The organism is uncultured Helicobacter sp., from assembly GCF_949282165.1.
GTDB lineage: Bacteria > Campylobacterota > Campylobacteria > Campylobacterales > Helicobacteraceae > Helicobacter_F.
In genome coordinates this window covers 1-25,327 of the sequence record NZ_CASDOV010000012.1, presented here as the reverse complement: position 1 = coordinate 25,327, position 25,327 = coordinate 1, and the positions used below count along the sequence as shown (strand labels likewise).

General features: G+C 49.3%; 23 protein-coding genes, 4 tRNA genes and 2 pseudogenes. 18 read left to right on the top strand and 11 right to left on the bottom strand.

Annotated elements, in window-relative coordinates; genetic code table 11:
* The first annotated feature begins 69 nt into the window (after positions 1–69).
* From speA to ACH2BK_RS06570, 5 genes are read left to right on the top strand one after another with little or no spacing between them, the layout of a single operon-like run.
* Complete coding sequence (speA, locus tag ACH2BK_RS06590) at positions 70–1,920, top strand: arginine decarboxylase (protein ID WP_394997171.1); 1,851 nt, start codon at positions 70–72, stop codon at positions 1,918–1,920.
* 9 nt (positions 1,921–1,929) lie between these two features.
* Positions 1,930–2,619 (top strand): serine O-acetyltransferase, encoded by a 690-nt coding sequence (gene cysE / locus ACH2BK_RS06585; RefSeq protein WP_395002782.1) that lies wholly within the window; start codon positions 1,930–1,932, stop codon positions 2,617–2,619.
* A 9-nt stretch (positions 2,620–2,628) separates the two neighbouring features.
* The gene (locus ACH2BK_RS06580; protein ID WP_395002780.1) at positions 2,629–3,045 is read left to right on the top strand and encodes an acyl-CoA thioesterase; all 417 of its coding nucleotides are present in this window, start codon (positions 2,629–2,631) and stop codon (positions 3,043–3,045) included.
* 2 nt (positions 3,046–3,047) lie between these two features.
* Positions 3,048–3,317: a DUF493 domain-containing protein gene (locus ACH2BK_RS06575; protein WP_395002776.1), complete on the top strand. Its 270-nt coding sequence runs from the start codon at positions 3,048–3,050 to the stop codon at positions 3,315–3,317.
* A complete protein-coding gene (locus ACH2BK_RS06570) occupies positions 3,317–4,009 on the top strand; it encodes an MqnA/MqnD/SBP family protein (protein WP_395002773.1) in 693 nt (230 codons plus the stop codon). The genes ACH2BK_RS06575 and ACH2BK_RS06570 overlap by 1 nt, the downstream gene beginning before the upstream one ends.
* A 130-nt stretch (positions 4,010–4,139) precedes the next feature.
* On the opposite strand, the gene ACH2BK_RS06565 is transcribed toward ACH2BK_RS06570, so the two are convergent.
* On the bottom strand, positions 4,140–4,766 hold the full coding sequence (locus tag ACH2BK_RS06565; RefSeq protein WP_395002769.1) for an outer membrane beta-barrel protein: 627 nt from the start codon (positions 4,764–4,766) through the stop codon (positions 4,140–4,142).
* A gap of 220 nt (positions 4,767–4,986) precedes the next feature.
* Between ACH2BK_RS06565 and ACH2BK_RS06560 the strand changes: the two genes are divergently transcribed.
* Positions 4,987–5,178 (top strand): hypothetical protein, encoded by a 192-nt coding sequence (locus ACH2BK_RS06560; RefSeq protein ID WP_395002767.1) that lies wholly within the window; start codon positions 4,987–4,989, stop codon positions 5,176–5,178.
* 176 nt (positions 5,179–5,354) lie between these two features.
* Here ACH2BK_RS06560 and murG read toward each other — a convergent pair whose 3' ends face one another.
* The 3 genes from murG to ACH2BK_RS06545 are packed head-to-tail and all read right to left on the bottom strand — an operon-like array spanning position 5,355 to position 9,887.
* Positions 5,355–6,398: an undecaprenyldiphospho-muramoylpentapeptide beta-N-acetylglucosaminyltransferase gene (gene murG, locus ACH2BK_RS06555; RefSeq protein ID WP_395002765.1), complete on the bottom strand. Its 1,044-nt coding sequence runs from the start codon at positions 6,396–6,398 to the stop codon at positions 5,355–5,357.
* The gene (locus ACH2BK_RS06550; RefSeq protein WP_395002763.1) at positions 6,398–7,165 is read right to left on the bottom strand and encodes a rhodanese-like domain-containing protein; all 768 of its coding nucleotides are present in this window, start codon (positions 7,163–7,165) and stop codon (positions 6,398–6,400) included. Before ACH2BK_RS06550 ends, murG begins: the two co-directional genes overlap by 1 nt.
* Before the next feature lies 1 nt (position 7,166).
* Entirely contained in the window at positions 7,167–9,887 is a 2,721-nt protein-coding gene (locus ACH2BK_RS06545; protein ID WP_395002761.1) for a valine--tRNA ligase, read from the bottom strand.
* Positions 9,888–9,950: 63 nt separating this feature from the next.
* Here ACH2BK_RS06545 and fliW point away from each other — a divergent pair, with 63 nt between their 5' ends.
* The 7 genes from fliW to ACH2BK_RS06510 all read left to right on the top strand — a co-directional run bounded on the left by fliW (position 9,951) and on the right by ACH2BK_RS06510 (position 13,619).
* Positions 9,951–10,364 carry a flagellar assembly protein FliW gene (gene fliW / locus ACH2BK_RS06540; RefSeq protein WP_395002759.1) on the top strand — a complete coding sequence of 138 codons (414 nt, stop codon included), beginning with the start codon at positions 9,951–9,953 and terminating at the stop codon, positions 10,362–10,364.
* On the top strand, positions 10,364–12,394 hold the full coding sequence (locus tag ACH2BK_RS06535; RefSeq protein ID WP_395002757.1) for an ATP-dependent helicase: 2,031 nt from the start codon (positions 10,364–10,366) through the stop codon (positions 12,392–12,394). The genes fliW and ACH2BK_RS06535 overlap by 1 nt, the downstream gene beginning before the upstream one ends.
* An 80-nt stretch (positions 12,395–12,474) precedes the next feature.
* Positions 12,475–12,550: transfer RNA gene (locus ACH2BK_RS06530), tRNA-Lys, on the top strand.
* Between the two features lie 38 nt (positions 12,551–12,588).
* Positions 12,589–12,663: transfer RNA gene (locus ACH2BK_RS06525), tRNA-Glu, on the top strand.
* 14 nt (positions 12,664–12,677) lie between these two features.
* Positions 12,678–12,753 (top strand) — tRNA-Val (locus ACH2BK_RS06520).
* Positions 12,754–12,770: 17 nt separating this feature from the next.
* Positions 12,771–12,847: transfer RNA gene (locus tag ACH2BK_RS06515), tRNA-Asp, on the top strand.
* 103 nt (positions 12,848–12,950) lie between these two features.
* Positions 12,951–13,619, top strand: coding sequence for a DNA-methyltransferase (locus ACH2BK_RS06510; protein ID WP_395002755.1), 669 nt, complete (start codon positions 12,951–12,953; stop codon positions 13,617–13,619).
* 60 nt (positions 13,620–13,679) lie between these two features.
* Here the strand turns inward: ACH2BK_RS06510 and ACH2BK_RS06505 are convergent, their stop codons facing one another.
* Genes ACH2BK_RS06505 through der form a run of 4 tightly spaced genes read right to left on the bottom strand, consistent with a single transcriptional unit; the run spans position 13,680 to position 16,689 of the window.
* On the bottom strand, positions 13,680–14,159 hold the full coding sequence (locus ACH2BK_RS06505) for a polysaccharide pyruvyl transferase family protein (protein ID WP_395002753.1): 480 nt from the start codon (positions 14,157–14,159) through the stop codon (positions 13,680–13,682).
* The gene (locus ACH2BK_RS06500; protein WP_395002751.1) at positions 14,122–14,244 is read right to left on the bottom strand and encodes a hypothetical protein; all 123 of its coding nucleotides are present in this window, start codon (positions 14,242–14,244) and stop codon (positions 14,122–14,124) included. Before ACH2BK_RS06500 ends, ACH2BK_RS06505 begins: the two co-directional genes overlap by 38 nt.
* Positions 14,245–14,261: 17 nt before the next feature.
* Positions 14,262–15,191 carry a ribose-phosphate pyrophosphokinase gene (locus ACH2BK_RS06495; protein WP_394997146.1) on the bottom strand — a complete coding sequence of 310 codons (930 nt, stop codon included), beginning with the start codon at positions 15,189–15,191 and terminating at the stop codon, positions 14,262–14,264.
* A gap of 46 nt (positions 15,192–15,237) precedes the next feature.
* A complete protein-coding gene (gene der / locus ACH2BK_RS06490; RefSeq protein ID WP_395002749.1) occupies positions 15,238–16,689 on the bottom strand; it encodes a ribosome biogenesis GTPase Der in 1,452 nt (483 codons plus the stop codon).
* A 76-nt stretch (positions 16,690–16,765) separates the two neighbouring features.
* On the opposite strand from der, the gene ACH2BK_RS06485 reads away from it, so the two are divergent.
* Positions 16,766–17,320, top strand: a complete 555-nt coding sequence (locus ACH2BK_RS06485) for a hypothetical protein (protein WP_394997144.1) — start codon at positions 16,766–16,768, stop codon at positions 17,318–17,320.
* Positions 17,321–17,443: 123 nt separating this feature from the next.
* On the opposite strand, the gene ACH2BK_RS06480 is transcribed toward ACH2BK_RS06485, so the two are convergent.
* The 3 genes and pseudogenes from ACH2BK_RS06480 to mraY all read right to left on the bottom strand — a co-directional run bounded on the left by ACH2BK_RS06480 (position 17,444) and on the right by mraY (position 22,414).
* Positions 17,444–19,153, bottom strand: coding sequence for an ATP-binding cassette domain-containing protein (locus ACH2BK_RS06480; RefSeq protein WP_395002747.1), 1,710 nt, complete (start codon positions 19,151–19,153; stop codon positions 17,444–17,446).
* 958 nt (positions 19,154–20,111) lie between these two features.
* Positions 20,112–21,317: pseudogene (gene murD / locus ACH2BK_RS06475) on the bottom strand (UDP-N-acetylmuramoyl-L-alanine--D-glutamate ligase); the annotation flags it as partial.
* A gap of 5 nt (positions 21,318–21,322) precedes the next feature.
* On the bottom strand, positions 21,323–22,414 hold the full coding sequence (mraY, locus tag ACH2BK_RS06470; RefSeq protein WP_394997140.1) for a phospho-N-acetylmuramoyl-pentapeptide-transferase: 1,092 nt from the start codon (positions 22,412–22,414) through the stop codon (positions 21,323–21,325).
* A gap of 159 nt (positions 22,415–22,573) precedes the next feature.
* Here mraY and gpmI point away from each other — a divergent pair, with 159 nt between their 5' ends.
* The 4 genes and pseudogenes from gpmI to ACH2BK_RS06450 form a co-directional block, all read left to right on the top strand.
* Positions 22,574–24,157 (top strand): 2,3-bisphosphoglycerate-independent phosphoglycerate mutase, encoded by a 1,584-nt coding sequence (gene gpmI / locus ACH2BK_RS06465; protein ID WP_395002745.1) that lies wholly within the window; start codon positions 22,574–22,576, stop codon positions 24,155–24,157.
* Between the two features lie 248 nt (positions 24,158–24,405).
* Complete coding sequence (locus tag ACH2BK_RS06460) at positions 24,406–24,594, top strand: hypothetical protein (protein ID WP_395002743.1); 189 nt, start codon at positions 24,406–24,408, stop codon at positions 24,592–24,594.
* Between the two features lie 11 nt (positions 24,595–24,605).
* Positions 24,606–24,755: a hypothetical protein gene (locus ACH2BK_RS06455; RefSeq protein WP_395002741.1), complete on the top strand. Its 150-nt coding sequence runs from the start codon at positions 24,606–24,608 to the stop codon at positions 24,753–24,755.
* Between the two features lie 8 nt (positions 24,756–24,763).
* Positions 24,764–25,172, top strand: a pseudogene (locus ACH2BK_RS06450) (MerR family transcriptional regulator); the annotation flags it as partial.
* Positions 25,173–25,327 lie beyond the last annotated feature (155 nt).

Sequence of the window (25,327 nt, the reverse complement as noted above, 5' to 3'; positions counted from 1 at the left end):
TTTTGGCTAAATTATATCCTTATGTTTGTATAATGGGGCTTTGGAATTTTAGATTTGCAAGGGATCGCTATGGTGGATTATGGTATCAACTTTTGGGCTAATGGGGATTTTATCATCAATGATGGGCGGGTTGTAGTCAATCACAAAAGCAAGCCCGCACTCATACAAATCGTGCAAGAAATCCGAGAAAAGGGCTATCGTGGTCCATTGCTCCTGCGCTTCCCACATCTTGTCAAAAACCAGATTCACAAAGTGTTTAATGCCTTTGAACGATCCATCGCAGAATACAACTACCAAGGCGGGTTTAAAGCCGTTTTCCCCCTCAAAGTCAATCAAATGCCCCATTTTGTCCTGCCACTCGTAGAGCAGAGCGCAGATAAATGCTATGGACTAGAAGCCGGGAGCAAGCCCGAGCTGATTTTGGCTATGGCGTATGCCAATAAAAACACGCCAATCACGGTTAATGGTTTTAAAGATCGCGAGATGATCTCTCTAGGATTTATCGCAGCAAATATGAGGCATGATATCACCATCACCATAGAGGGCTTAAATGAGCTAGAGACGATTATCGAGGTGGCTAAGGAGATGGGCGAGCCCTATCCCAAAATCGGGCTTAGAATCCGCCTCCATAGCAGCGGCATAGGCGTGTGGGCAAAAAGCGGGGGGATTTATTCAAAATTTGGCTTGACTTCCACCGAGCTCTTAGAAGCACTTAATATGCTTGAGCGACACAACCTGCTTGATAGATTCACGATGATTCACTTCCATATCGGCAGTCAGATGAGCGATATTTTGCCACTCAAAAAAGCCCTGCGCGAAGCGGGCAATATCTATGCCGAGCTGCGCAAAAAGGGCGCAAAAAACCTAACCTGTGTCAATATCGGCGGGGGCTTGGCAGTAGAATACACCCAACACGAAAATGAAAACAACCGCAACTACACGCTTGAGGAATTCAGCGGCGATGTCGTGTTTTCACTGCGCGAGATTGCTAAGAACAAAAACGAAAAAGAGCCTGATATTTTTATAGAATCTGGACGATTCATCGCGGCAAACCACGCGGTTTTGATAGCGCCTGTGCTAGAGCTCCTCTCACAAGAGTATGACGAAAAGGCGTTGAAACTAAAAGATACCAACCCGCCGCTTATCCAAGAGCTCTATGATCTCTATGAGAGCGTGAGTGAGAAGACTGCTATTGAGTATTTGCACGATAGCTTTGATCATATGGAATCTTTGCTGACTTTGTTTGACTTGGGTTATATCGATTTGCAAGATCGGAGTAATACCGAAGTGCTCGTGCATCTCATCATCAAAAAAGTGCTAAAACTCCTAAAGCACAAAAACCACAACGAAATCATCGCCATACAAGAGCAAGTCCAAGAGCGGTATTTGCTTAATTGTAGCTTTTTCCAGAGCCTGCCTGATTATTGGGGATTGGGGCAGAACTTCCCCGTGATGCCCCTAGATAGGCTCAACCGCCGCCCCACACGCAGCGCGAGCCTATGGGATATTACCTGTGATAGCGATGGCGAGATTGCCTTTAACCCAAACAAGCCGCTCTATCTGCACGATGTCGATGTGACTAAAGAGGAGTATTTTTTGGGATTTTTCTTAGTGGGCGCGTATCAGGAGGTGCTAGGTATGCGGCATAATCTCTTTACCCACCCTACTGAATTTAGCGTGGTGTTTGATGACGATCTCAACAAAGGCTATGAGCTCTGCAACCTCCTGCAAGCCCAAACAATCCTTGATGTGCTCGATGATTTGGATTATGATACCAAAGAGATTGAGCGCATTTTAAAGCATTATATTGAGGAAAACCACGAGCTAGATTCCGATACCAAAAAAGAAGTCCTAGGGCGTTTGTATGTGATGCTTAGCGAAAATGGCTACCTGCGCACCATTAGTGTCAAAAAGAGCTAAAGGCAGGATATGAATCTTTGGCAGCTTATCAAAGAGGACTTTGGCGTTGTAAAATTACGCGATCCCGCGCTAGAGAGCAAAATCGAGCTCTTTTTTTATCCGGGCGTGATTGCCATAGTGCATTATAGAATCGCGCATTGGCTTTATGTGCGTGGGTTTAGGCGAGTAGCGCGTGTGCTAATGGGTATCACGGGCTTTATCACTAATGTCGATATCCACCCAGAGGCAAAAATCGGCAGGCGTGTGTTTATCGATCACGCTATTGGCGTGGTAATCGGACAGACGGCTATCATAGGCGATGATGTCACGATATATCAGGGCGTGAGCCTAGGCGGCGTGAGTTTGGATAAAGTCAAACGCCACCCAACTATCGAAAATGGCGTGGTTATCGGTGCAGGTGCCAAAGTGCTAGGCGATATCACCATAGGGGCAAACGCTAAGATTGGCGCGAATTCTGTCGTGATCAAAGATGTCCCGCCCGAATGCACCGCAGTGGGCATACCCGCGCGCGTGATTGTCAAGGGCAGATCCAAGGAGGCAAATGCTGCAAACAAGCTCCCAGATATCGATAGAGTGCTCTTTGAGTATCTTTGCAAACGCCTCCAAATCCTCGAGCAGACAAGCTCCAAGGACTGCGCGCAAGAGGTTGAGAACCTAAACGCGCTCTATAAGCAGTTTTTAGAGAGCCTAAAGCCCTAAGGGGGAGCTATGCAGACATACCAAGTGAGAATCTACTTTGAAGACACCGATTGTGGCGGGATTGTCTATCACACCAACTATATTAAATATTGTGAGCGCGCGCGTAGTGAGATGTTTTTTGCACGCAGAGTGCAGCCCTATGATGGGCATTGTGGCTTTGTAGTCAGCAGTCTAGAGGCGAAGTTTCACGCAAGTGCGCGACTAGGCGATGTGCTTGAGGTGCGATCGCGTATCTTGCACACGCGGCAGAGCTCAGTGCGTATGGAGCAAAAGATTTATAGAATCTATAATGGGCAAAATGGCACAGAGCTCACATTACGGGAGCTTATCTTTAGTATGGAGGTAGTGCTCGCGTTTGTGGATACCGCACGCCAGAGAGTTACTAAGATTCCAAATGCGTTTTTATCGCTTTTGCAAGGAGTGTGAAGATGAGAGAATCCCACAATGATTTGGAGCAAAGCCCACAGATATGCTATCCGACTTTGTGGGAATATGTAGTGATTGGCGCGGATGAGGGGGCGGTGCAGGGCGCGATATTTGAGGTGCTTGAGGTGCCTTATGAGATTAGCAGGATACGTCAATCTAGCGGAGGGAAGTTTGTGAGCGTGCATATCCGCCTAGAGGTAGATTCTAAGCAGCAGCGCGATAGTATCTTTAGCGCGCTTTCACGCCACAAAAGCGTGAGAGTGGTGATCTAATGCGCTTTGGCAAAATTGATTATCTCAATCTTTTGCCCTTTGATGTGTGTGTCAAAGCCTATCCGCTGCCCTCCTATATGAAAAAGTGCATACTGCTCAAAAAATCCTACCCCGCCAAGCTCAATCAGGATTTTTTGTTTGGGCGTATCGATGCGGGGTTTATCTCATCGATTGCGGGCTTTCAATCCCACTATGCGCACAAGGTATGCCCTAGCGGGATTATCGCTAAAGGTGCTGTGTGGAGCGTGATTGTCAAAAAGGGCAGCGGGTTTGACTACCAGTCTGATACTTCAAACGCGCTCTCGCAGGTTTTAGGCTTGCAGGGCGAGGTGCTCATCGGCGATAGGGCGTTGGCTTTTAAGCGCGATGGCGGGGAGTTTGAGGATATGGGCGAGAAGTGGTGGGAGCGCACAGGGCTGCCCTTTGTCTTTGGGCGGCTGTGCTTTCGCGCGCACGGGGAGCTAGTGGGGCGCATTAGCAGGGCTTTTAACAAACGCTACGCCACTAAGCGCAAGAAGATTCCATACTATATGCTAGCAGCGGCAGCGCGCAGAAGCGGGATAGAATCTCGGTATATTTTAGAGTATTTGGAGCATATTTTTTATGCCATTGGGGCTAAGGAGAAGCGAGGCTTGGAGCGATTTTATAGAGAGGTGCGATTAGGGCGTATCAAACGCCCGCATAGGTTTTAGGCGTTGTAACTGCGAAAAAACCTAACTTAAGGATTCTTAAAAGCCTTTGTGTGGATTGTATGTGTGCAAAGAAGGGAGGGGCGAGGCTCTGCCTCAATTCCCCCCCATTAGCGTTTGCCAAAGGCAACGCTTAGAAATTATAAGTGTAGCGCACGCCTGTGCTATAGAGTTGGTTGGTGCTCATATCTATTTTCGCAGGACCCATCTCGCCTGTCGCGCTCGCACCCACTACACCAAGGCGGGTTACAAACTCTATCCCATGATGCTTGCCAAAGAGCGTGCGAAGTCCGAGATTGATCCCCAAATCAAAGCCAGAGATGTTTGAGAGGTTGCTAAAGCCTGCAGTGTTTTTCTTCACAACGCCACCGGAGTGAATCCCTGCACCAAGTGCTATACCAGCAAACCACCCTGCAGAGACTTGCTCGCTATTGTAGAAAGTGTTTAGGAAATCCACATTTGCATGCACAAGCAAGGTATTGAATTGATTGCCTGCGTTTGCGCTTTGCATATAGTTTGCGCCATTATTTACGCTCACATACGCTCTCAAGCCAACATTCTCGGTAAAAAACCACTTATATCCGCCCACAAGCCCATAGCGCAAAGTCCCGTAAGAATACGCGCTTCCTTGTGCATCGCTCTCTGCTTTTGTGAGGCTGCTCACTCCTAGATCCACTCCCACAAACGCTCCGCTTTCCTCTGCCACTAGGGCACCACTAAGCGCTAGAGCCAATGCTCCGCTTACCATAAGTTTTTTCATCCAAACTCCTTATTTGTGTTTTTGCAGTTTTATTTACTCGCGATAAAAACCTTGTTTGGAGATTCTTAAAGGGCATAAACAAAACGCTCCATTCTATCCCACCCCCCTTATAAGAAACTTAAAAAGACAGATTTTCGTAGAGTTTGTAGGAGATTTGCAAAACACAGCTATGTTAAAAATACATTAAGAGAGAGAACAGCGGAGCAAAAAGGGAGGTGGATTGGCTTCCGCAAGCGACGCGCAATGTGGCAAAATGAGTGTTATAGAATCTAAGCCCACAAGCGGCATTGTAGAATCCAAACACTCTAAGCCCATAGATTCTGACAATATATGCTCACATAAGCCGGAGCGAGAGCGGATTCACTCCGCTCGAGCGATACCAAGTTTGCTCCAGCAAACTTACATTAAATAGTCAGGTTCATAGAAAAGGTGTTAGCCCAAATGGCGTCAATGAGGTGGCGGCACCAAAGATTCTAGAATCTTGCCAAAAATCGCAGTGTATGCTCGCGAAGCGGAGCGAGCGGAGATTCACTCTCCGCGAGCGGTATCAAGTTTTGCCTAGCAAAACTTGCATTAAATGATAGTCCATTAAATGCCTACGCGCTCTAGCACGCGTGAGATGATAGTTTGCGCGCCATTTGGCGAGATTTTGCTCTGCAGAGTTTGTGAGACTTGGGCGAGGCGAGGGCTAAGCGCGTCCAAAAACGCCAAAATCTGCTCTGAATCTAGGCTAGATTCTCTACACACTTGCGCGAGGTTGGCGTTGGCGAACTCTAGGGCGTTGTGGTATTGGTGATCTTTGGCAGCAAAAGGATAGGGGATAAAAAAGCAGGGCAAGCCATTGGCGCAGTTTTCCCACACGCTCCCAGCTCCCGCGCGGCTGATACACACATCGCTTTGGGCTAGGAAGTCAATGAGCACGGGGCTAAAGGCAAAGAGCTCCACACGCTCCAAAATGCCCTCGCGCGCGTAAGATTCTCGCACGCGCTCCTCATCGCGCGCGCCGCATTGGTGGATTATCCTTAGCCCGCGCGCTAGGAGGCTGGGGGCGAGCGTGAGCGCGATGTCGTTTATCGCTCTAGCACCCTGCGAGCCACCTAGAAAAAGGATCGTGCGGATCTCTGTGCGCGTGCGTGCCCTGCCAAAAAACTCCTCGCGCACGGGATAATCGCAACGATAGAAGTTTTTGCTTAGGGGTGCAAACGAGCCAAAAATTTGCGTGGCAAAGGGGGCTAGGAGCTTGTTTAACGCGCCGCTTATGGCGTTTTGCTCGTGGATAAAGAGCTGAATTTTACTCCCCAAAGTCGCTAGAGACGCCCCCGCTGCGCTAAAGCCCCCCACGCTGATGACTGCGCGCACGCTATGGCGTGCAAAAATCCTCCTGCACTCGCGCGCTGCCTTGTAGATTCTGTGTAGTGCGGCGAGCCTAGCTAATCCGCGTTTATTCACCACGCCCGTGCTGTCTAAAAAATACACGGCACTAAACAAATCACTGCGCTCAAACCACATTCTATCCTGCCCTGTGAGAGAGCCGATGTAGATACAGGGGATTTGTCGCTTGCTAAGCTCTTGTGCGAGGGCTTTGGCGATGGCTAGGTGTCCGCCCGTGCCACCGCCCGTGATGGCGAGCATCACTCCATCTCGCAGCAGTGGGGCTTTTGCGTGCTTGTGGTATTGCTAAGAGCCTTCCACGCGCCAAAGCCTCCTACAAGGCGATAGAGGTTGGTATAGCCTAGATTCTGTGCCCACAAAAGTGCTGTGTGCGCGCTCCCTACGGGCGCAAAGATATCATCTCCCTCATCATAAAAGACGATTTTTGCGTCCTTTTGCGCGCCTAGAAACTCTACAAACTCCTGCTGTGAGCGATTAAGCGCGTCCTGTGCCCATTGATCTTGGGGCGTCTTGCCCACTTCTTGCAGGCTTGGGCTTTTGGCAAAGCCAAAGTGCTTAGCCCCCGGGATCAGCCCGAGATTGTAAATCCCGCGTGGAAGCGTGGCAATGATGACAAAGGAATTAAGATCGTGGGCAAGCGTGTGCGCGTCTATGAGCTCATAGCCAGAGGCTTTGGCGCGTTGGATAAGGGCGAGGGCGTCCTCGTGGGCGCTTTCATCAGCATTCTGATGGGCGTTTTGTTGATTTTGGGCGTTACTTTGGGCGTGGTGTGAATGCTCGTGGTGCTCGTGATTATCGTGGTGTTTGTGGTGCTCATGATTATCGTGGTGGGCGTGATTGTGGGCATTTGTTAGGTGGAGATAGGCTTGTGTGAGGGCGATGTATTTGTTTGGAGTGCTCTCACTAGGGGTTTTGGAATAAACCAAAAGCGCGATGGCTGCGCCTAAAATGAGGATAGCAATAATCCCAAGCGTTAGTCGTTTTTTGGTGTTGGTGTGTGTTGGCATATTAGCTCCTTTGTAGGGTGTGAAGTTCGTTTTGGACTTTTTGGAGTTTGTCCTTAGCGTTTGTGAGTGCGCTGCGGTTTTGCTCTAGCACTTGAGCGGGGGCATTTTTGACAAAATTTGGGTTTTCAAGCATTGTGCTAAGCTTAGTGATCTCTTTTTGGAGCTTGAGCTCTTGGGAAGTGAGGCGCGTGATGATGGCACTTACATCAATCCCGCTTAGCTCCACAAAGCTTTGTGTCGCCTCGCCCACATCGCTTATGCACTCCGTGGGATTGGGGCTTGTAGAATCTAAAATCGTGAGATTCTCAATCCTAGCGAGCTTGCTCACAAAAAGCGTGAGCAGGGCAGAATCTATGGGGGCATTCAGACGCACAAAGGCGTGCTTAATGGGTGCATTGCCTAGCTCCAAAGTCGCCTTGATACGCCGCAGGGAGGTGATGCAGTCTTTGATGAGGCTAAACTCGCTCTCTATGCGCTCATCTTGGTGCGTGTGCGTGGGGAAGCTCGCGATCATAATCGAGGGGCTATCCTCTAGGCGCGTGCCGCTAAGTGCGTGCCACAAGTCCTCGCTGATAAATGGCATAAAGGGGTGCAGGAGTTTGAGAGATTCTCTAAACACTGCGCCTAGCTCAAAAATCGCCTCTTTTTGCGCCTTGGCAAGTTCAATCCCCCAATCACAAAATTCATTCCACAAAAAGTGATAGAGCACGCTTGTGGCGTCATTGAAGCGATAGTGCTCAAGCGCGTGGCGCAGCTGCATAGTCGCAAAGCCAAGGCGTGAGCGCATATAAAGCCCAAGTGGTGTGTGAAATGGCATAGAATCTAGCTCATCGCGGAAGTGGGGGGCTTGTGGGGCGAGCTTAGCAGCATACATTAGGAGGAATTGCGCGGCGTTGTAGATTTTGTTTGCAAAATTTTTGCTTAGCTCGAGCTGATTATAAGAGAGCTTGATATCCCTGCCCTGCGCGCACAGGCTCGCTAGCGTAAAGCGCACGCAATCCGCGCCATAAGTGCTAATAATCTCTAGGGGATCGATCACATTGCCCTTTGATTTGCTCATCTTATCGCCCTTTTCATCGCGCACAAGGGCGTGTAGATAGATATCGCTAAAGGGCAGTTTGCCTAGCAGAGATTCTCCAGCTAAGAGCATACGCGCCACCCAAAAAAACAAAATATCAAAGCCTGTAATCAGCAAGGAGTTGGGATAGAATCTCTGCAAGTCATCGGCGTGGTAGAGTGCGTGTGAATCCTGCGCACTCTTTAGATTGTGTGGATTTTGTGAATCTTGTGTATTGCTTAGATTCTGTGCATTGTGTGCGTCGCCCTCACTTGCCTCATTGCCCCAACCAAGCGTGCTAAACGCCCATAGCGCCGAGCTAAACCAAGTATCAAGCACATCTTCATCTTGTGTGGTAATGCTAGCGTGGCATTTGGGGCAGGTGGGGCAGTCGTGCTCGCTTGCGACTTTTTCGCCGCACGCGCAATACCACACGGGGATTCTATGCCCCCACCACAGCTGCCGACTGATGCACCAAGGGCGCAGATCGCGCATCCACGCATTGTAGTTGTTGAGCCATTGTGCGGGGAAAAACTTCGCCTCGCCCGCATTGACGCGCTCTATGGCTTTTGTGGCGACTTCTTTGCGCACAAACCATTGCTTAGAGATATAGGGCTCGATGATATTGCCGCAGCGGTAGCACACGCCCACTTGGTTGGTGTAGGGCTCTATGGCGTGGATACAGCCCTCTTGCTTGAGCCTTGAGACAATTTGCTCGCGCGCTTGCAATCGCTCTAGCCCCGCAAACTCCCCTGCTAAGTCATTGAGTATCCCCTTTTCATCAAAAACCACGAGCGAGGGAAGATCGTGGCGTTTGCCCACTTCATAGTCGTTCATATCGTGTGCTGGAGTTACTTTCACACAACCTGTCCCAAAGCCCATATCCACATGAGAATCTGCGATGATAGGGATCTCGCGACCCAGCAATGGCAGCAGGATACTCTTGCCTATGAGGTGCTTGTAGCGTTCATCATCAGGATGCACCATCACCGCCGTATCGCCAAAAAATGTCTCGGGGCGCGTGGTGGCGACTATGAGGGATTGCTCGGAATCTTTAATGGGGTATTTGATGTGATACAAAAAGCCATCATTTTGCTTGTATTCCACCTCGATGTCACTTAGTGCGCCATCGTGGGTGCACCAATTGATCATATAAGAATCCTGCACGATGAGCCCTCGCTCATACCACTGCACAAACGCTCTTTTCACCGCGTTTTTGAGCCCATCATCCATCGTAAAGCGTAGCCTACTCCACGCCGGAGAGATACCAAGCTTGCGCATTTGGTTTAAAATCTTGCCTCCGGATTCTTCTTTCCACTCCCACACTTTTTTTATAAACGCCTCGCGCCCGATACTCTCTTTGCTTATCCCTTGGGCTAGGAGCTGCTTTTCTACGATGTTTTGCGTGGCGATACCGGCGTGATCCATTCCGGGCTGATAGAGTGTGGCATAGCCGTCCATTCGCTTGTAACGCGCGATGATGTCTTGGAGGGTAAAAGTGAGCGCGTGCCCGATGTGTAGCACGCCTGTGACATTTGGTGGGGGCATCATAATGCAAAAATTCTTTTGCTTGCTCCTATCGACTTCAAAATACCCGCGTTCTTGGCAGATTTCATAAATTTTAGATTCTATAGCTTGTGGATTGTAGGCTTTTTTTTCCTGCATAAGAGCACCCTTACTTCTTTGGTTGTATAATCTGGCATTATAACAAACTTCCAAGGAGATTGTATGGTGTATGAAGTCAAATCACCGATTTTGGGCTTTGAAGAAGTGCTAGACGTGGAGATTGAGAAAATCGATGAGACTTTTGCGCGCTTAAAGGCGGTGGATGGGGCGTTTGAGATGACACTGATTAACCCCTATGTGCTGCTAAAAGAATACAACTTCATCATTCCCACTGCCTTGCAGATTTTGCTAGAGCTGCAGGAGGGGCGTGATAAAGTCGAGGTGTATTGTCCGCTCGTGCTTCAAAATCCCGTGCAAGATTCTGAAGTGGGCTTCTCCTCGCCCTTTGTGTTTAATCCTGCAAAGGGCTATGTCGCACAAATGAGCCTTGATATCCGCGAGTATCCCGAGTTTGGGATTACTAAGCCTATCAAAGCCTTTTTGCCTCAAGAACTTTTAGAATCTCTTAGCAAATAATGCCTCTCTCGCGCCTAAATAAAGAGCAATATCTCGCCGCGACTGCCAAGCGTGGCTATAACCTCATCATCGCTTCAGCAGGCACGGGCAAGACTTCCACGATTGTGGGGCGCATAGCCTTTTTGCTCCAAAGTGGCATACACCCAAAGCAGATTTTGCTCCTAACCTTCACCAACAAAGCAAGTGCCGAGATGATCGAGCGTGTGGGGAGATTCTTTAGCCCCAAAGTCGCGGGAGAGATAGAATCTGGCACCTTCCACGCAGTGGCATACCGCTACCTAAAAGAGCATTTACATATCACACTTAAGCAACCAAAGGAGCTAAAAATCCTCTTTAAAAGTCTCTTTGAAAAGCGCGTTTTTAGCGAGCGTAGTTCCGCGGCAGTGTATTCTCCACAATACCTCTATGATAGCTATTCTCTCTATCTCAATAGCGGCTCAGAGCTTAGCTTTGGCGAGTGGGTGTGCCAAAAAATCCCCGCACAAGCCCCCTATGTCAGAATCTATGAAGATGTGCTAGCGGAGTTTGATGAGCTCAAGCGATACCATAACTACGCGGATTATAACGATTTGCTCTTACTTTTTCGGCGTGAGATTAGAGAGCGCGCGCTGGGCTTTGAGGAGGTGCTCTGTGATGAATATCAAGACACTAATCCCCTGCAAGATTCTATCCTGCAAGCACTGCAGCCAAAGAGCCTTTTTTGCGTGGGGGATTACGATCAGAGCATTTATGCCTTTAATGGCGCGGATATTGGGATTATCGGGAGTTTTGCGGATAAATACCCACAGGCGCAGGTTTTTAGCCTAAGCAAAAATTATCGCTCTTCAGCAGAGATTCTCTCCCTAGCCGATACGATCATTAGGCACAATCCTAGAATCTATCCCAAAAATTTAGAAGTGATTAAAGAGGGGGCATTCCCGCCGCCTAAGCTTTTGGGCTTTGATGAGCTATTTGCGCAATATCAGGGGATAGCCAAGCACATTGCGCTAAGCAATTATAGGCACGAGGATATCGCGATCATTTTCCGCAACAACGCAAGCGCGGACGGCTTGGAGGCGTCGTTGCGCGAGCTTGGTATCTCGTGCAAGCGCAAGGGCAGTGCAAGCTTTTTTGATAGCAAGGAAGTCAATGTCGTGCTCGATCTGTGTGCCATAGCTATCCACCCGCGCGATATGATGGCATATATCCATATCCTCGGCTATGGCAAGGGCATAGGGAGCGCGATAGCCAAGGATATTTATGAATCCCTCCTGCGGCTTGGCGATGGTGTGGCACTTAGGGGGCTTTTTAGCCCAGATTCTAAGGTGCGTCCTTATGAGCAGAGGGCAAAAAACACAGAGCTTGGGCTTTTTGATGATTTTTTTGCCCTGCAGGCAAAAAATCGCTTTGATGCGCATATCTCTAAGGGCTTTGCCTCCCACCCGATTTTGGAGCACCCAAAGCTAAGTATCAAGGGCGCGCAGTTTTTGGACAGATTTTTCACAATGCTTAGCGAGATAAAAGAGCTCAAAAGCCCAAAGGATCTTATCGCGCGCATTGCCCATAGCGAGTTTTTTAGAGATATCGCGCACAATCTCGCCCACACTCGCGCCAAAAACAAAGATGGCAGTATCGATAGTGAGCGTTTGCAGAGGGCTTTAGATTCTGTGCAGCACAAGGTTTCGCTCCTGCGCGATTTGGCGTGCAATTACCAAGAGGTGGGGAAGTTTCTCAATGCGATGATACTTGGCTCGAGTGAGGCAAATGAGGGGAGTGGCGTGAATCTGCTAAGCGTGCATGCGAGCAAGGGCTTGGAGTTTCGCGATGTGTATATCGTGGATTTGATGGATGGGAGATTCCCAAATGTGAAACTAATGAATAAGGGCGGGAGTTTGGAAGAGGAGAGGCGACTGATGTATGTCGCAATCACGCGCGCTAAAGAAAATCTCGTGCTTTCATATGCTAAGAGAGATGGGCTCAAAAATATCGAGTATGAGCCATCAAGATTTTTGTATGAAGCCAAACTTTTGCAAAAAAGCGCACAAACTTAAGCACATATCTCTTGACAAACACAAGCAAAATAAATATAATTTCGCTTTTTGTTAAAGGTGCAGAGGCGCAAAGGTGCTAAGACCCGTTAGCTCAGCTGGTAGAGCAATTCCCTTTTAAGGAATGGGCCGTTGGTTCGAATCCAACACGGGTCACCACGAGATCAATCACAGATTTTTCTTACCCAAATAAAAGTGGCCCCTTCATCTAACGGTTAGGATACCACCCTTTCACGGTGGCTACAGGGGTTCGAATCCCCTAGGGGTCACCACTTTTATTTCCTCTGGTCGCTTAGCTCAGTTGGTAGAGCGCCACCCTTACAAGGTGGATGTCATAAGTTCGAGTCTTATAGCGACCACCACTTTTATTATCTATGGTGGAGCGGTAGTTCAGTTGGTTAGAATACCTGCCTGTCACGCAGGGGGTCGCGGGTTCGAGCCCCGTCCGTTCCGCCACTCTAAATGCACTCTGTCTTATCCCTCTTTTTATAAACATTATGAGACAATAGCCCTTTTGATAATTACCCAAGTAAGCCAAAGTCCATAAAAAGGAGATGTAGTGCGCATTACCAAAAACACCAAACTCACCATCGATGGATTAAAGCTGCTTAAAAGTCTAGAATCCCAAAGCGTGGATTTGTGCTTTTTTGATCCGCAATATCGCGGGGTGCTAGATAAAATGCGCTATGGCAATGAGGGGCAGCGACAAAAGGGGCGCAGCGCGCTTGTGCAGATGAGTGAGGAGACTATCGGGGAGTTTATACGCGAGATTAGCCGCACGCTTAAGCCTGCTCACTACCTTATGCTATGGATTGATAAATTTCATCTCTGCGAGGGCGTGGGCGCGTGGCTAGATGCTACGCCACTACAAATCGTGGATCTCATCACTTGGGATAAGGGCAAAATGGGTATGGGCTATCGCACCAGAAGGCAGAGCGAATATCTGCTCATCATCCAAAAAGCCCCGCTAAAGGCAAAGGGCACTTGGAATCTCCACACTATCCGCGATGTGCATTGTGAGAAAATCCCACAGACAGAGCTAAAACTCCACCCCCATAGCAAGCCCAAAGGCTTGCAAAAGCTCCTGATAGAATCTTGCACAAGCAAGGGCGATTTGGTATGCGATCCAGCGGCGGGGAGCTTTAGCGTGCTTGAATGCTGCAAGGAGCTAGGGCGGGAGTTTGTGGGGACAAATCTCGCAGGGGCTTTGGAGCGGGATTTACAATAAATCTTAAATCCCCTAAGTCTCTCATCTCTGCTAAATACCCACAAAACACAATAAAGATTCTTAAAACGGAAAACACTCCAAAAGCTCTTGCTTGATGGAGCGCACCTTGTCAGAGGGGATAGCATAATCGCGCGTGATACTCTCCGCCACCTCTGCCCAATCATAGCTGCTTAGATCCTTGCCGCGCACATCAAGGATTTTTGGGCTAATCCCATACACAGAATAATAATCCTCAAACTTCCTATTTTGCGCATACATAGAGCCACAAACCAAAATGCGCTTATTTGGGATACCCATACCATCGGCGATGATGAGCCCGTGCATCGCGCTTGAGAGTATGCTCTCACACGATGCGATCATCTCCAATACGTGCATAGGCTCATCACTAGGACTAATGAGCACACTCCCCCCTATCGCGCCCGCTATGGTGGGGAATGTCGGGTGCGTGAGCTCATCGATATGGGGGATGATGCCCACTTTATAGCGTTTGGACGGCATACTCTCAAGCAGCCTGCCATAGCCGCTTGACTTGTAGTCCAAAGAGCTCGCGTGCCATAGCGACATTGAGGATATCGCCTAGGTTGAGCACGCCGGCATTCCAATAGAGTAAATCAATCTCTTTCATCGCCCACCTCCCTAGATTCAGATAAAGAGTGAATCCACGCTCTCGTTGTGGTGGATTCTGCGTATGACTTCTGCAAAGAGCGGGACGACACTTAGCACCTTTATCTTCTCACTTTTGCGCGCTAGGGGGATTGAGTTGGTTACCACGACTTCATCGAGCACGCTAGATTCTATGCGTTCAAACGCCGGACCGCTAAGCACGGGGTGCGTGCCAAGTGCTATCACGCTCCTAGCCCCCCTCTGCTTGAGCACATCAGCCGCCTTGCACATCGTCCCGGCAGTATCGATCATATCATCGATGAGGATCACATCTTTATCCCTCACATCGCCGATGATATTCATCACTTCGCTTTGGTTGGCTTTCTCGCGCTTTTTATCCACGATCACGAGATCAAGCCCGAGCTTATCGGCAAAATACCGCGCCCTCGCCACGCCACCGATATCGGGGCTTGCCACGATGGGATCGCCAAACTGCTTGGACTTGATATAATCGCGGAAAATCACTGAGCCATAGAGATTATCCACGGGAATATCAAAAAATCCCTGAATCTGCCCCGCGTGCAAATCCATCGTGATGAGGCGATCGATCCCGGCATTTTGGATAATGTTTGCTACGAGTTTGGCTGAGATAGGCACGCGCGGCGCGGCTTTGCGATCTTGACGCGCATAGCCAAAGTATGGCACGACGGCGTTTATCGTGTTTGCCGCGCTGCGTTTGAGCGCGTCTGTCATTATGAGAAGCTCCATAAGATTGTCGTTTGTAGGCGCGCAAGTGGGTTGTATGATAAACACATCTTTGCCTCGCACAGATTCTCCGATTTGGACATTGATCTCGCCATCGCTAAAGCGTGTGATAGACGCACTTGAGAGCACGACATCCAAATACTTGCTAATCTCGCTGCCAAATTCTGGGTGTGCCGAACCGCAAAAAATCTTATAGCTCCTCATCGCCTGCCTTTGCTCCTTTGGAATAATCCCTGCATTATAAGAAACTTTAGCTTAAATCTTTTTTGCCCCTAGGCTCGATGAGGATTGGCACGCCGCCAAACTCATAGCCCTCACGCAGGACATTGACAAGGTAGCGTTTGTAGCTAAAGTGCAGGCTTTTGGGGCGATTCATCATAAGCGAGATTTGGGGTGGGCATACGCCAAACTGCGTGGCGTAGTAGATTTTGACGATTTTGCCGTGATCGCTTGGGAGGTGGTGGCGCTTTGTCGCCTCGGCTATGAGGGCGTTTAGCTCTGCGGTGGGGATACGACGATTGAAGTTTTCCCACACGCACAGAATCTGCTTTTTGAGCGCATTGACATTGCGCCTTGTGAGCGCGCTCACGCACACCACCGGCGCGTATTCTAAGAATCTAAACTTATAGCGCAGCTCCTGTATCATCGCTCTGTGCTCTGTGCGCGCCTTGTCCCATTTATTGAGCACGATGATCACACCTAGGTTGTGCTTAGGGATAAGCGCGCTAATCTTTTCATCAAGCTCCACGAAGCCCTCGCTCGCATCAAGCACGAGCAGCGCGATATGGGACTTACTAAGGGCTTTGTTTGTCCTATCTAGTGCGTATTTTTCAATCCCCTCTATCTTGCCCGCGCGCCGTATCCCCGCTGTGTCGATAAACTCTAGCGTATGCCCCTCATACTCCGCGCGCTCATCGACAGGATCTATCGTCGTGCCGGCAATATCGCTCACGATACTGCGCTCCTGCCCTAGCAATGCGTTTAGCAGCGAGCTTTTGCCCACATTCACGCGCCCGATGATACCCACTTTGATGAGGTTTGTCTCGCTAGATTCTATAATCTCTACAGAATCTAGCCCGCTCTCTCCTGCCTCCTCCTGCGCCTCTTTAGCTTGCAAAAACTCCTCCAAGCTCTCATCATGTTCGCTCACACTCTCTATCTGAGCGAGGTTTAGTGCCTTACCTATAGAATCTAGCAAAATACTAAGCCCGCGATTGTGGCTTACAGAGACAAAAAACATCTCGCGCACACCAAGCTTGCCAAACTCCCACGCGCCCTCTTTGAGCTTGTCGTTATCGATTTTATTGAGCACCAAAAATACGCGCTTATGCCTTTGAATCTTGCGCAGCACCTCTCTATCCTCATCATCTATCATTCCGCGCCCATCAATGAGATAGAGCACCAAATCCGCGCTTAAACCCGCTTGTATGCTCGCCTCTGATACGCGTTTAAAAAGCTCGGCTTGCTTGTAGGCGTGTTTTTTTTGCTTTTTGTCTGTGAGAGATTCTGCGTTTTGCTTAGCGTCAATCCCGCCGGTATCTAGCAGGAGGCAAGGCGTGCCATTGATGAGGCAAGTGCCCTTTTTGACATCGCGTGTCGTCCCGCTCACATCGGAAGTGATGGCATCTAGTTGGTTGCACAGGCGGTTAAACAGCGAGCTTTTGCCCACATTTGGCTTGCCCAAAATCGCGATGGTTTTCATCACACTCCCTTAACGCAAAGAAAATTTAGGCGATATGTTACTCAAACTTTGATACAAAAGACATTAAGGGCTAGCGATGAGAAGCATTCTGGGAGTTTTGGTGCTATTATGTGGCGTGTGGGCAGATACCTTCATCCTCTCTCAAGAATCCCCCACGCGCAAGCAGATTGGCTTCATCGAGGGCAATCTCTACCCGCTGCACCCAGAGGACTTCCGCATAGGCGCGTATAATGAGCATTTCGCGCTTTATATCGTCTCTAAACCGCTGATAGCATTTATCGAGGGCAAAAACCTACAATCCACCCAAAAAATCCGCATAGTCCGCACCCAAAGCGGCTTTATCAGCACGCGCGCCGACTTCTACTACACGAGCAATAATAAGACAAATCTCTATGCCAAAATCGCGCCCAAAACCTACGCGCTTAAAGCAGTCAAGCCCGATATTTTGGTGATTGAAAAGTTTTCTAACGACATTATGGAGGGCTCGTGCGCGCTAGTGCGGAGCAATGTCTTTGTGCGCAATGCAAGTGGCGCGGAGATCGTGCTAGATTGGAACAAAAGCTATGAGCGAGATTCACAAAATATCATCTTTTCACTAGAATGCCAGCAAAGCCTAGAGAGCGAGCTCTAGGCACAAACACATCGCGAGGCTAGGAGCGCCCAGCACGCGGCGGATTTGTGAGAGATTCTCTAATGCCAGAGGCTACTTCAAGCATTTATAGAATCTTAAGAGCCGTGTGAGCCAAGTCTATCCCTACGCTCTGTGCTTGTGTATCTCTATTTTGCGCTCACATCTCTGTATAGTATTAAGCCTATGGGCGATGACAAGCAGGGTTTTGTTTTGTGCCACATCATAGATTTCCTCCATTATCCTCTCTTCTGTGGCGGTATCTAGCGCGCTCGTGGCTTCATCGAGCACTAAGATCTCGGGGTTGTCATAGATGGCGCGCGCAATCCCTATGCGCTGCTTTTGCCCGCCGCTAAGCAGTATGCCGCCCTCGCCCACGCGCGTATAAATCCCGCTATGCTCCTGTAAAAACTCATAGATATTTGCCTTTTTGCACGCCTCTATCACGCGCTGCTCGTCCATCTTGCTCCCAAAGGCGACATTTTCTGCCACGCTGCCATCAAAGAGATAGATGGTTTGGGGGATATAGCCGATTTTTTTGCGCCACGAGCGCAGGTTGTGGTTGTGCAGCTCCGTATCATCTACGAGGATTGCGCCCTCTTGGGGCTTGTAAATACCGATGATGAGATCCACTAGCGTGCTTTTGCCCGCGCCGCTCTCGCCGCAAAATGCGATTTTATCGCCCTTGTGTATCGTGAGGTTGAAGTCCTTTAGGATAGGTTTGCGCGCATCATAGCCAAAAGTGATGCCCCTAAGCTCGATTTTGTCCTCAAACGCGCAGGGCTCATCGTCCTCAAAATCAGTGTGATAGAGCAGATCCTCATACACGAGCGAGACGGATCTTGCGTTAAAATTCATCTGGGCGTGCGCGGTGAGGATACGGCTCACTGCGGGCAGGATACGATATAGCGCAAGCGCATACATCGAGATAATGGGCAGCACCGCATCGACATTTTTGTAAGTGATGAGGATATACGCCACGCAGCCAATGAGTATGCTAAAGCCTAGGGATTCTAAGATGAAGCGGGGCGTGGGGAGTATGGTTTGGGTGAGGATCTCGGCGTTGGTGCGCTCCATACTCGCCCTTTCAAACTCATCAAAAATCTGCTTTTGGTTGCCCTTTAGCTTGATGATTTTAAAATTCCCAAAAGTCTTAGAGATGATTTCATTAAACCTTGCGTTCATTTGCGCCCTGATATATCCCATTTTTTGGACTTTTTTATTGAGCGTTTTGCTGATGAGCAGGACTTGGAGGGCTAGCAGGATAGTGAGCACGAGCGTCATCTTCCAGCTTGTGATAAGGAGCAAAATATACAAAATCGCAATCGTAAAAATCTCGGCAAAAAGCTGCAAAAAATTCTGTATATACATCGAGGCTTGCAGGGCTTCTTGGGTGATATTGGCGCGGATTCTATCGACTTTGCGCTGCACAAAATCCGCGTAGTTTAGCTCCACTGCCTTGCCAAAGAGCCGATAGGCAAAAAAGTGAAATTTGCGAAAGGCAAAGCGGCTCTGTGCGTAAGTATAAGCAATGCTATAGAGCATTCTAAAGATATAAAACACCACGAGTGCCACGCTAAAGGCTACCATAAAGTCCAGCGTGTTCTCAAAGCCAAAAAATGTGTAGATCTCGTGGGAAATGGGGTTTTTGGTGATGAGGGAGGGATTGCTCGCAAAGCTGATGAAGGGCATAATGATACTAATGCTAAATGTCTCGATGATGGAGAAAGCTATCGTGGCAAGCACGAGAAAGATGATGATGAATTTATCGCGCCGCGTGAGCGTGTAGCGCAGTTTGTTGAGGGTGGTTAGGGTGCTTTCTTTTTCGCGTTTCATCAAATCTCCTTAAATCTTAGTCTAATAGCGCATAGTGCTTGAACAAATCCCCGCGCTCCTTGTAGGAACTAAATTGATCGAGGCTCGCGGCTGCTGGGGAGAGCAGCGCGACATCTGCGAGGGTTTGATTTGGTTGTGGGGTTGGGGTAGATTCTAAATCTCTTTGTGAATCTTGATTGGTTTGTGTGTTGCTTAGATTTTGTCTTTGTGCGTTGTTTAGAATCTCTTTGGATTCTGTAATTCCTTTAGAATCTGTTGGGCTAGATTCTGTGCTCCCTAAATTCTCCGCGCTAGTTTCTAAGTTTCTTAGACTCGCATTCTCACGGATATTTCTTTGTTTCTTAGAATCTTGTGTATCGCAAAAGAAAAAGGGGTTTATCCCCTCCCCGCTCGCTAAAGCCCCGAAAAAGCCGCCGCTGTTTTTGCTGCGCTTTGCTTGCAAGCCTTCGGCACGGCAAACGGGGAGAGAGCCTCGCTTTCCCGCTTCTAGCGCAATCGTTGCGGAGGCACTGCTGCCTCCTTGCTCCAACGATTGCGCACCACGAAGCGGGCGAGAGGTGGTTGGTGCTATCGCACCTACATATTTATTGGATTTTTGCTCTGCAAAAATGGCAGAATCTATTGGTATAGATTCTGCTCGGCTCGTGCTTGCGCACGCACTATTATTTGAATCGGGCAAAGCCTCGTTAGGATTTTTTGGCGTTGTGGATTGTGTAATTGATTTAGATTCTGAATCTGCGCTAGATTCTGTTAGGCTAGATTCTAAACCTTTCTTAGATTCTATATTTCCTCTACACTCCGCGCTTGGCTTGCCCTCTTGGCATTCTAAGGATTGAGATGAAAAAAGTGGGTTATCAAGCGAGGATTGAAGGAGCTTACTAGAGGTAAGTGACTGAAAATCCGAGCGCAGATTCCCGCTTTTATCGCTCAATACTGAATGCCACACATTGCGCATCTTTTTTATCGCTCTAACTGCCACTTCCAGCTCTCCACACACCTCACACTCCACCCCATACTGCGCACTCAAGCTCACTATTTTGCGCGCATTGCTCCCAATCGCAAAGATTCTTATCGCCTTGCCCCGCATAAACCTAAAGAGCGGGTGCAAATCCGCGCCCTTGTCATCGCCGCCTAGAATGAGCCATATCTGCCTATCTTGATAGCGGCGCACCGCCTCAATGCTCGCATCGACATTGGTGCCCTTACTGTCATCCACCCACAAGCGATTGTGCGTATCCATAAACTCCTCAATCCTATGCGCGCCGATCTTAAAGGCATTGATAGCAGCGATATCACACACACCACGGAGGATTTTGGCAATCCCAAGCGCGATGAGGGCATCGAGTAAAAAGGGCTCTTGGATCCGCACGCGCTCATACTCAATCCCAAGCTGCCCCGCTAAGTCCTTAGAATCTGCATAAAAAACCGCCCTGCCCCTAAAGCCCCGCGCAAGCGGGTGCGTGGCAAGCTCAAGGGGCAAAATCGCGCTAGAATCTTCCTCCATACGCGCAAGGGGGCTAAGCTTATCGCACACATAGGCTTCAAAGCTCCCGTGCCAAGTGATGTGATCCTCGCGCACGGGCAGGAGCGCATAGACTTGGGGCGCGGCATAATGCGTATAATGCAGGCTAAAAGAGCTCGTCTCTAGCACCCAAAGTGGCGTGCGGCTCATATAGAGCTCACTTAGGGGCGTGCCGATATTGCCCCCACTACGCGCGCCAAAAGATTCTAAAAGCGCGGTAGTCATCTGCGTGGTTGTGGTTTTGCCATTAGTGCCGCTAATCCACACGCTTTGGGGCGGCGTATCCCAATGCGCTAGCAGGCGGTAGAAAAAGTCGTATTCCCCGATGAGGTTGCGGGCTTTTGTCGCAAGTGGGTGCGTGGGCGGGATACCCGGCGAGATGATAGAGAGATGCGCGCTCTTTAGGGAATTATGCGTGAGTGAATCTAGCGCGCTAGATTCTGTGGATTCTGCGCTGTTGGCGTGTGTAGCCTTAGCAGAGCCCTCATCGACAAATAGCGCAGAATCTAGCAGGGTATTGCCACACTCATCGTCTTTTGTGCCACTAAACTTGTCATCATAGATTCTCACCAATATGCCAAGGGAGTTTAAAAAGCGCACAAGAGGCTTTGTCGTAACACCATAGCCAAAGATGTTTATCATACAATCTACCTGATTTTGAGCGTCAAAAGGGCGATGATGTTTGCCAAAATCGCGATAATCCAAAAGCGCACGATGATTTTGTTCTCCGCCCAGCCCTTTTTCTCGAAGTGATGGTGTATGGGTGCCATAAGGAAAATGCGCTTTTGGCGGTATTTGTAGCTGCCAATTTGGAGCATTACCGAGAGTGTTTCAAAGACAAAGACAATGCCAATGAGGATGAGCAAAATCTCATTATGCGAGATTATCGCCATATACGCGATAAAGCCGCCCAGAGCCAAGCTCCCGCTATCGCCCATAAAGACTTGTGCGGGGTGGCAGTTGTACCACAAAAAGCCAAAGAGTGAGCCAATAAGCGCGCAGCTCACGATAATGAGCTCCCCGCCATTTACCACGCGGGGCCAATACAAATACGACGAAAGCCCGATATGCCCGCTGATATACACAAACACCGAGAGGCTAAGCAGTGCCAAAATCCCCGGCACCGTGGCAAGCCCATCAAGCCCATCGGTGATATTGACTGCGTTTGCACTCGCCACGAGCACAAACGCCCAAAACACCATACTCACGACAGGCACGCGCACAGAATCTAGCTCAAGGCGCGCTAGTGAATCCATACCAAAAAGCGGGGCTTTCATAAAAGGGAGATAAAAATCCCCAATATGCCCGATGTTGGCAAGGCAGAGCGCGATGAGGAGGGAGAGTAGCACAAGCAGGAGCATTTTTAGGCGCGCGCTCATACCGGCATTAGAGCGCGCAGAGATTTTCATAAAGTCATCGCGCGCCCCGATAAGCCCAAAGCCCACGAGCCCAAAGAGCCCTAGCAGGACATAGGGATTAGCCATATCAGCGCATAAGAGCGTGGCGATAATGGTGCAGAGGACAAAGACAATACCGCCCATAGTCGGAGTGTTTTTTTTCTCCTCGTGGGGGACGAAGGTAGAGATGGGTTGGTTTGCCTTGCGCGCCCTCGCCCAGCGGATAAAATACGGAAAGATTGCAACACTCAAGATAAATGCGAGAAAAAAGCTCACTCCCGCCCGAAATGTGATGTATTGGAACAAATTGATATGTGCCACGCTCCAAAGCCAATATAGCATCTCCACCTCCACAAACTTACGCTAAACACAACAAAACACAAACGCCAAAGGGACAATAAAGCGGGGATTGTATCTTTAAATTTGTAAAACTAGGCTAAATATTAATGTTTTTTAAACTAAAATGAACGCTTTTTGAATGATGATTAACGAGGAGTGAGTATGGAGAAAGCAAAGAAAAAAGCGGTTTTAGTCATCACCGATGGGATTGGGTATAGCAAGAGCACGAGTTATAATGCCTTCTATCACGCCAAAAAGCCTACATACGACTATCTGCTTGCCAATGCCCCCTATGCGATGATCCACACCTATGGGCTTAGCGTGGGATTGCCAAAGGAGCAGATGGGCAACTCGGAGGTGGGGCATATGTGTATAGGCGCAGGGCGCGTGCTCTACCAAGATCTAGTGAAAATCTCACTCGCCCTGCAAAATGGCGAGATAGAATCCAATCCGGCGTTTGTGAGCGTGGCAAAGGCGTGCGAGAGTATCCATCTGTGTGGGCTTATGAGCGATGGGGGCGTGCATTCTCATCTCTCGCATTTGCTAGGGCTTGTGAGTATCTGTGCGCGCCAAGGTAAGCGCGTGTGGCTCCATCTCATCACCGATGGGCGCGATGTCCTGCCCCAAAGCGCGCTAGGATACTTAAAGCAAGTGCAAGAGCATACCAGCGCGTATGCAAATGTCCATATCGCCACGCTTAGCGGGAGATTCTATGCGATGGATCGCGACAAACGATGGGAGAGGATAGAATCTGCCTACAACACCATCGTATGCGGCGAGAACCAAATCGCCCAAAGCCCGCAGGAGTATATCCAAAGCCAATACGATAAGGGAGTGTATGATGAGTTTATCCCGCCTGTGAGTTTTGCGCCATATCGGGGTATGAATGCAGATATGGCAAGCCTCAATGAGGGTGCAAAGAAAAGTGGAGAAGTGAGCGGGGCGAGTGGTAACACGAGTGCGGATAGCAAAGAAGTGAGCGAGGGCTTTATTTTTGTGAATTTTCGCTCCGATAGGGCACGCCAAATCGTCGATGCGATAGGCAATGCGGGCTTTGAAGGCTTTGTGCGCAAGCGCGTGGCGAGGCTATGTATCGCCACAATGTGCGAGTATGATAGCAGTTTTGACTTCCCCATTATGTTCCCCAAAGACAAGGTGCAAAATACCCTAGCAGAGGTGCTATCTAGGGCTAAGCTGCGGCAATTCCACACCGCAGAGACAGAAAAATACGCTCACGTTACCTTTTTCTTAAACGGCGGGCGTGAGGAGGAGTTTGAGGGTGAGAAGCGCGTGCTTATCCCCTCGCCTAAGGTGGCGACATACGACTTGCAGCCAGAGATGAGCGCGCCAGCGGTGGGCGATGCGGTGCTAGGAGCGATGGAGGAGGGCTATGATTTTGTCGTGGTGAATTTCGCAAATGGCGATATGGTAGGGCATACGGGGAATTTTGAGGCAGCTATCAAGGCGGTAGAGGCGGTGGATACGCAGCTAGGCAGGATTATAGAATCTGCTAAGAGGCTAGGCTATGGGCTTGTGATAACCAGCGATCACGGGAATTGCGAGGAGATGAAGGACGCGCAGGGCAACACGCTCACAAACCACACTATCGGCGATGTGTGGGCGTTTGTGCTTGATGAAAATGTGAGGGAAGTGGCAAAAGTCGGGGGGCTCAATAATATCGCGCCCACGATTTTGAAGCTTATGGGATTGCCAAAGCCCCAAGAGATGGATGAGGCGTTGTTTTAGGATTTGCGTAGCGTGGGGAGCGTGAGGCAAGTTGGTATCGGGGTTGGTGGCTGTGGATTCTGTGTGGGCAATGTGAGAGAGCCGCCTATTTTGTTTGCGTGAGCGCACAGAATCTAGCGCGAGATGAGTGGATTGTGTGCCTGCCTTTAGCAGCGAGGGCGTGATGTGGGTGCGCGCTTCTAAAAGCTGCGCTAGATTCTAAAATATTGCAAAATGTGTCCCTTGCCCCTTGACTTAGAGTAGCTCCAATGCTTTATAATCGCTTTTGTGATTGTGGGCTTTGGTTTAAAGGTGCTAGCTCAAATCGCGTTCCTGACGCGATTGCACTAAGAGATTCTATAAACTTGCTAAAAAATGCAATGTATGAACGCGTAAGCCGGAGCGAGGGGGCTTTGCCTCACGCCCCGATAGCAATTTGCCAAAAGGTGGGTTTATAGGATCTGCTCCATTGCCAAATCGCGTTCCTGACGCGATTGCACTAAGAGATTCTATAAACTTGCTAAAAAATGCAATGTATGGGCGCGCAGCGGAGCGAGGGCGGATTCACTCCGCACGAGCGGTAGCAATTTGCCTTTGGCAAATTGCAGTGAATAAATAGGAGACAAAATGGCATACACCATCATCGAAGTGGAGAAAAAAACCGGCGTATCCTCGCACACGCTGCGATTTTGGGCGAAAAAGGGTTTGTTTCCCTTTGTAGAGAAAGACGATAACCAAGTCAAATATTTTAGCGAGCGTGATGTGGAGTGGGTGCGCTGGATCAATTGGTTTCGCAAATCCCAAATGGATATCCCCACGATTAGGCACTATATCGAGCTCGCAAATAGGGGCGATGAGAGCGCGCAGGAGCGGCGGGATATCATCGCAAGGCAGCGTGAAATCGTGGCGGATAGTATCGATGAGTTAAAAGCGGTGCTAGAGACGCTGGATTACAAGCTGGGCGTGGTATGATGAGATGCTAAGCAAAAATCTCGATGGGCTAAATCCGCAGAGTAGGCAGTATAAGGGGTGTAATCACACAACAAATTCGACTCCCCCACGGGAAAACGGCTCCTTGGGCGATCATTGCAGAGATTTGGCGAGTTTGGGGAGTAGTCACTACCCTCTAGGTAGCTCCTACCCCCGCACCCGCCAAAAACTCCACAAGCACCACCGCAATGACTAATTTTT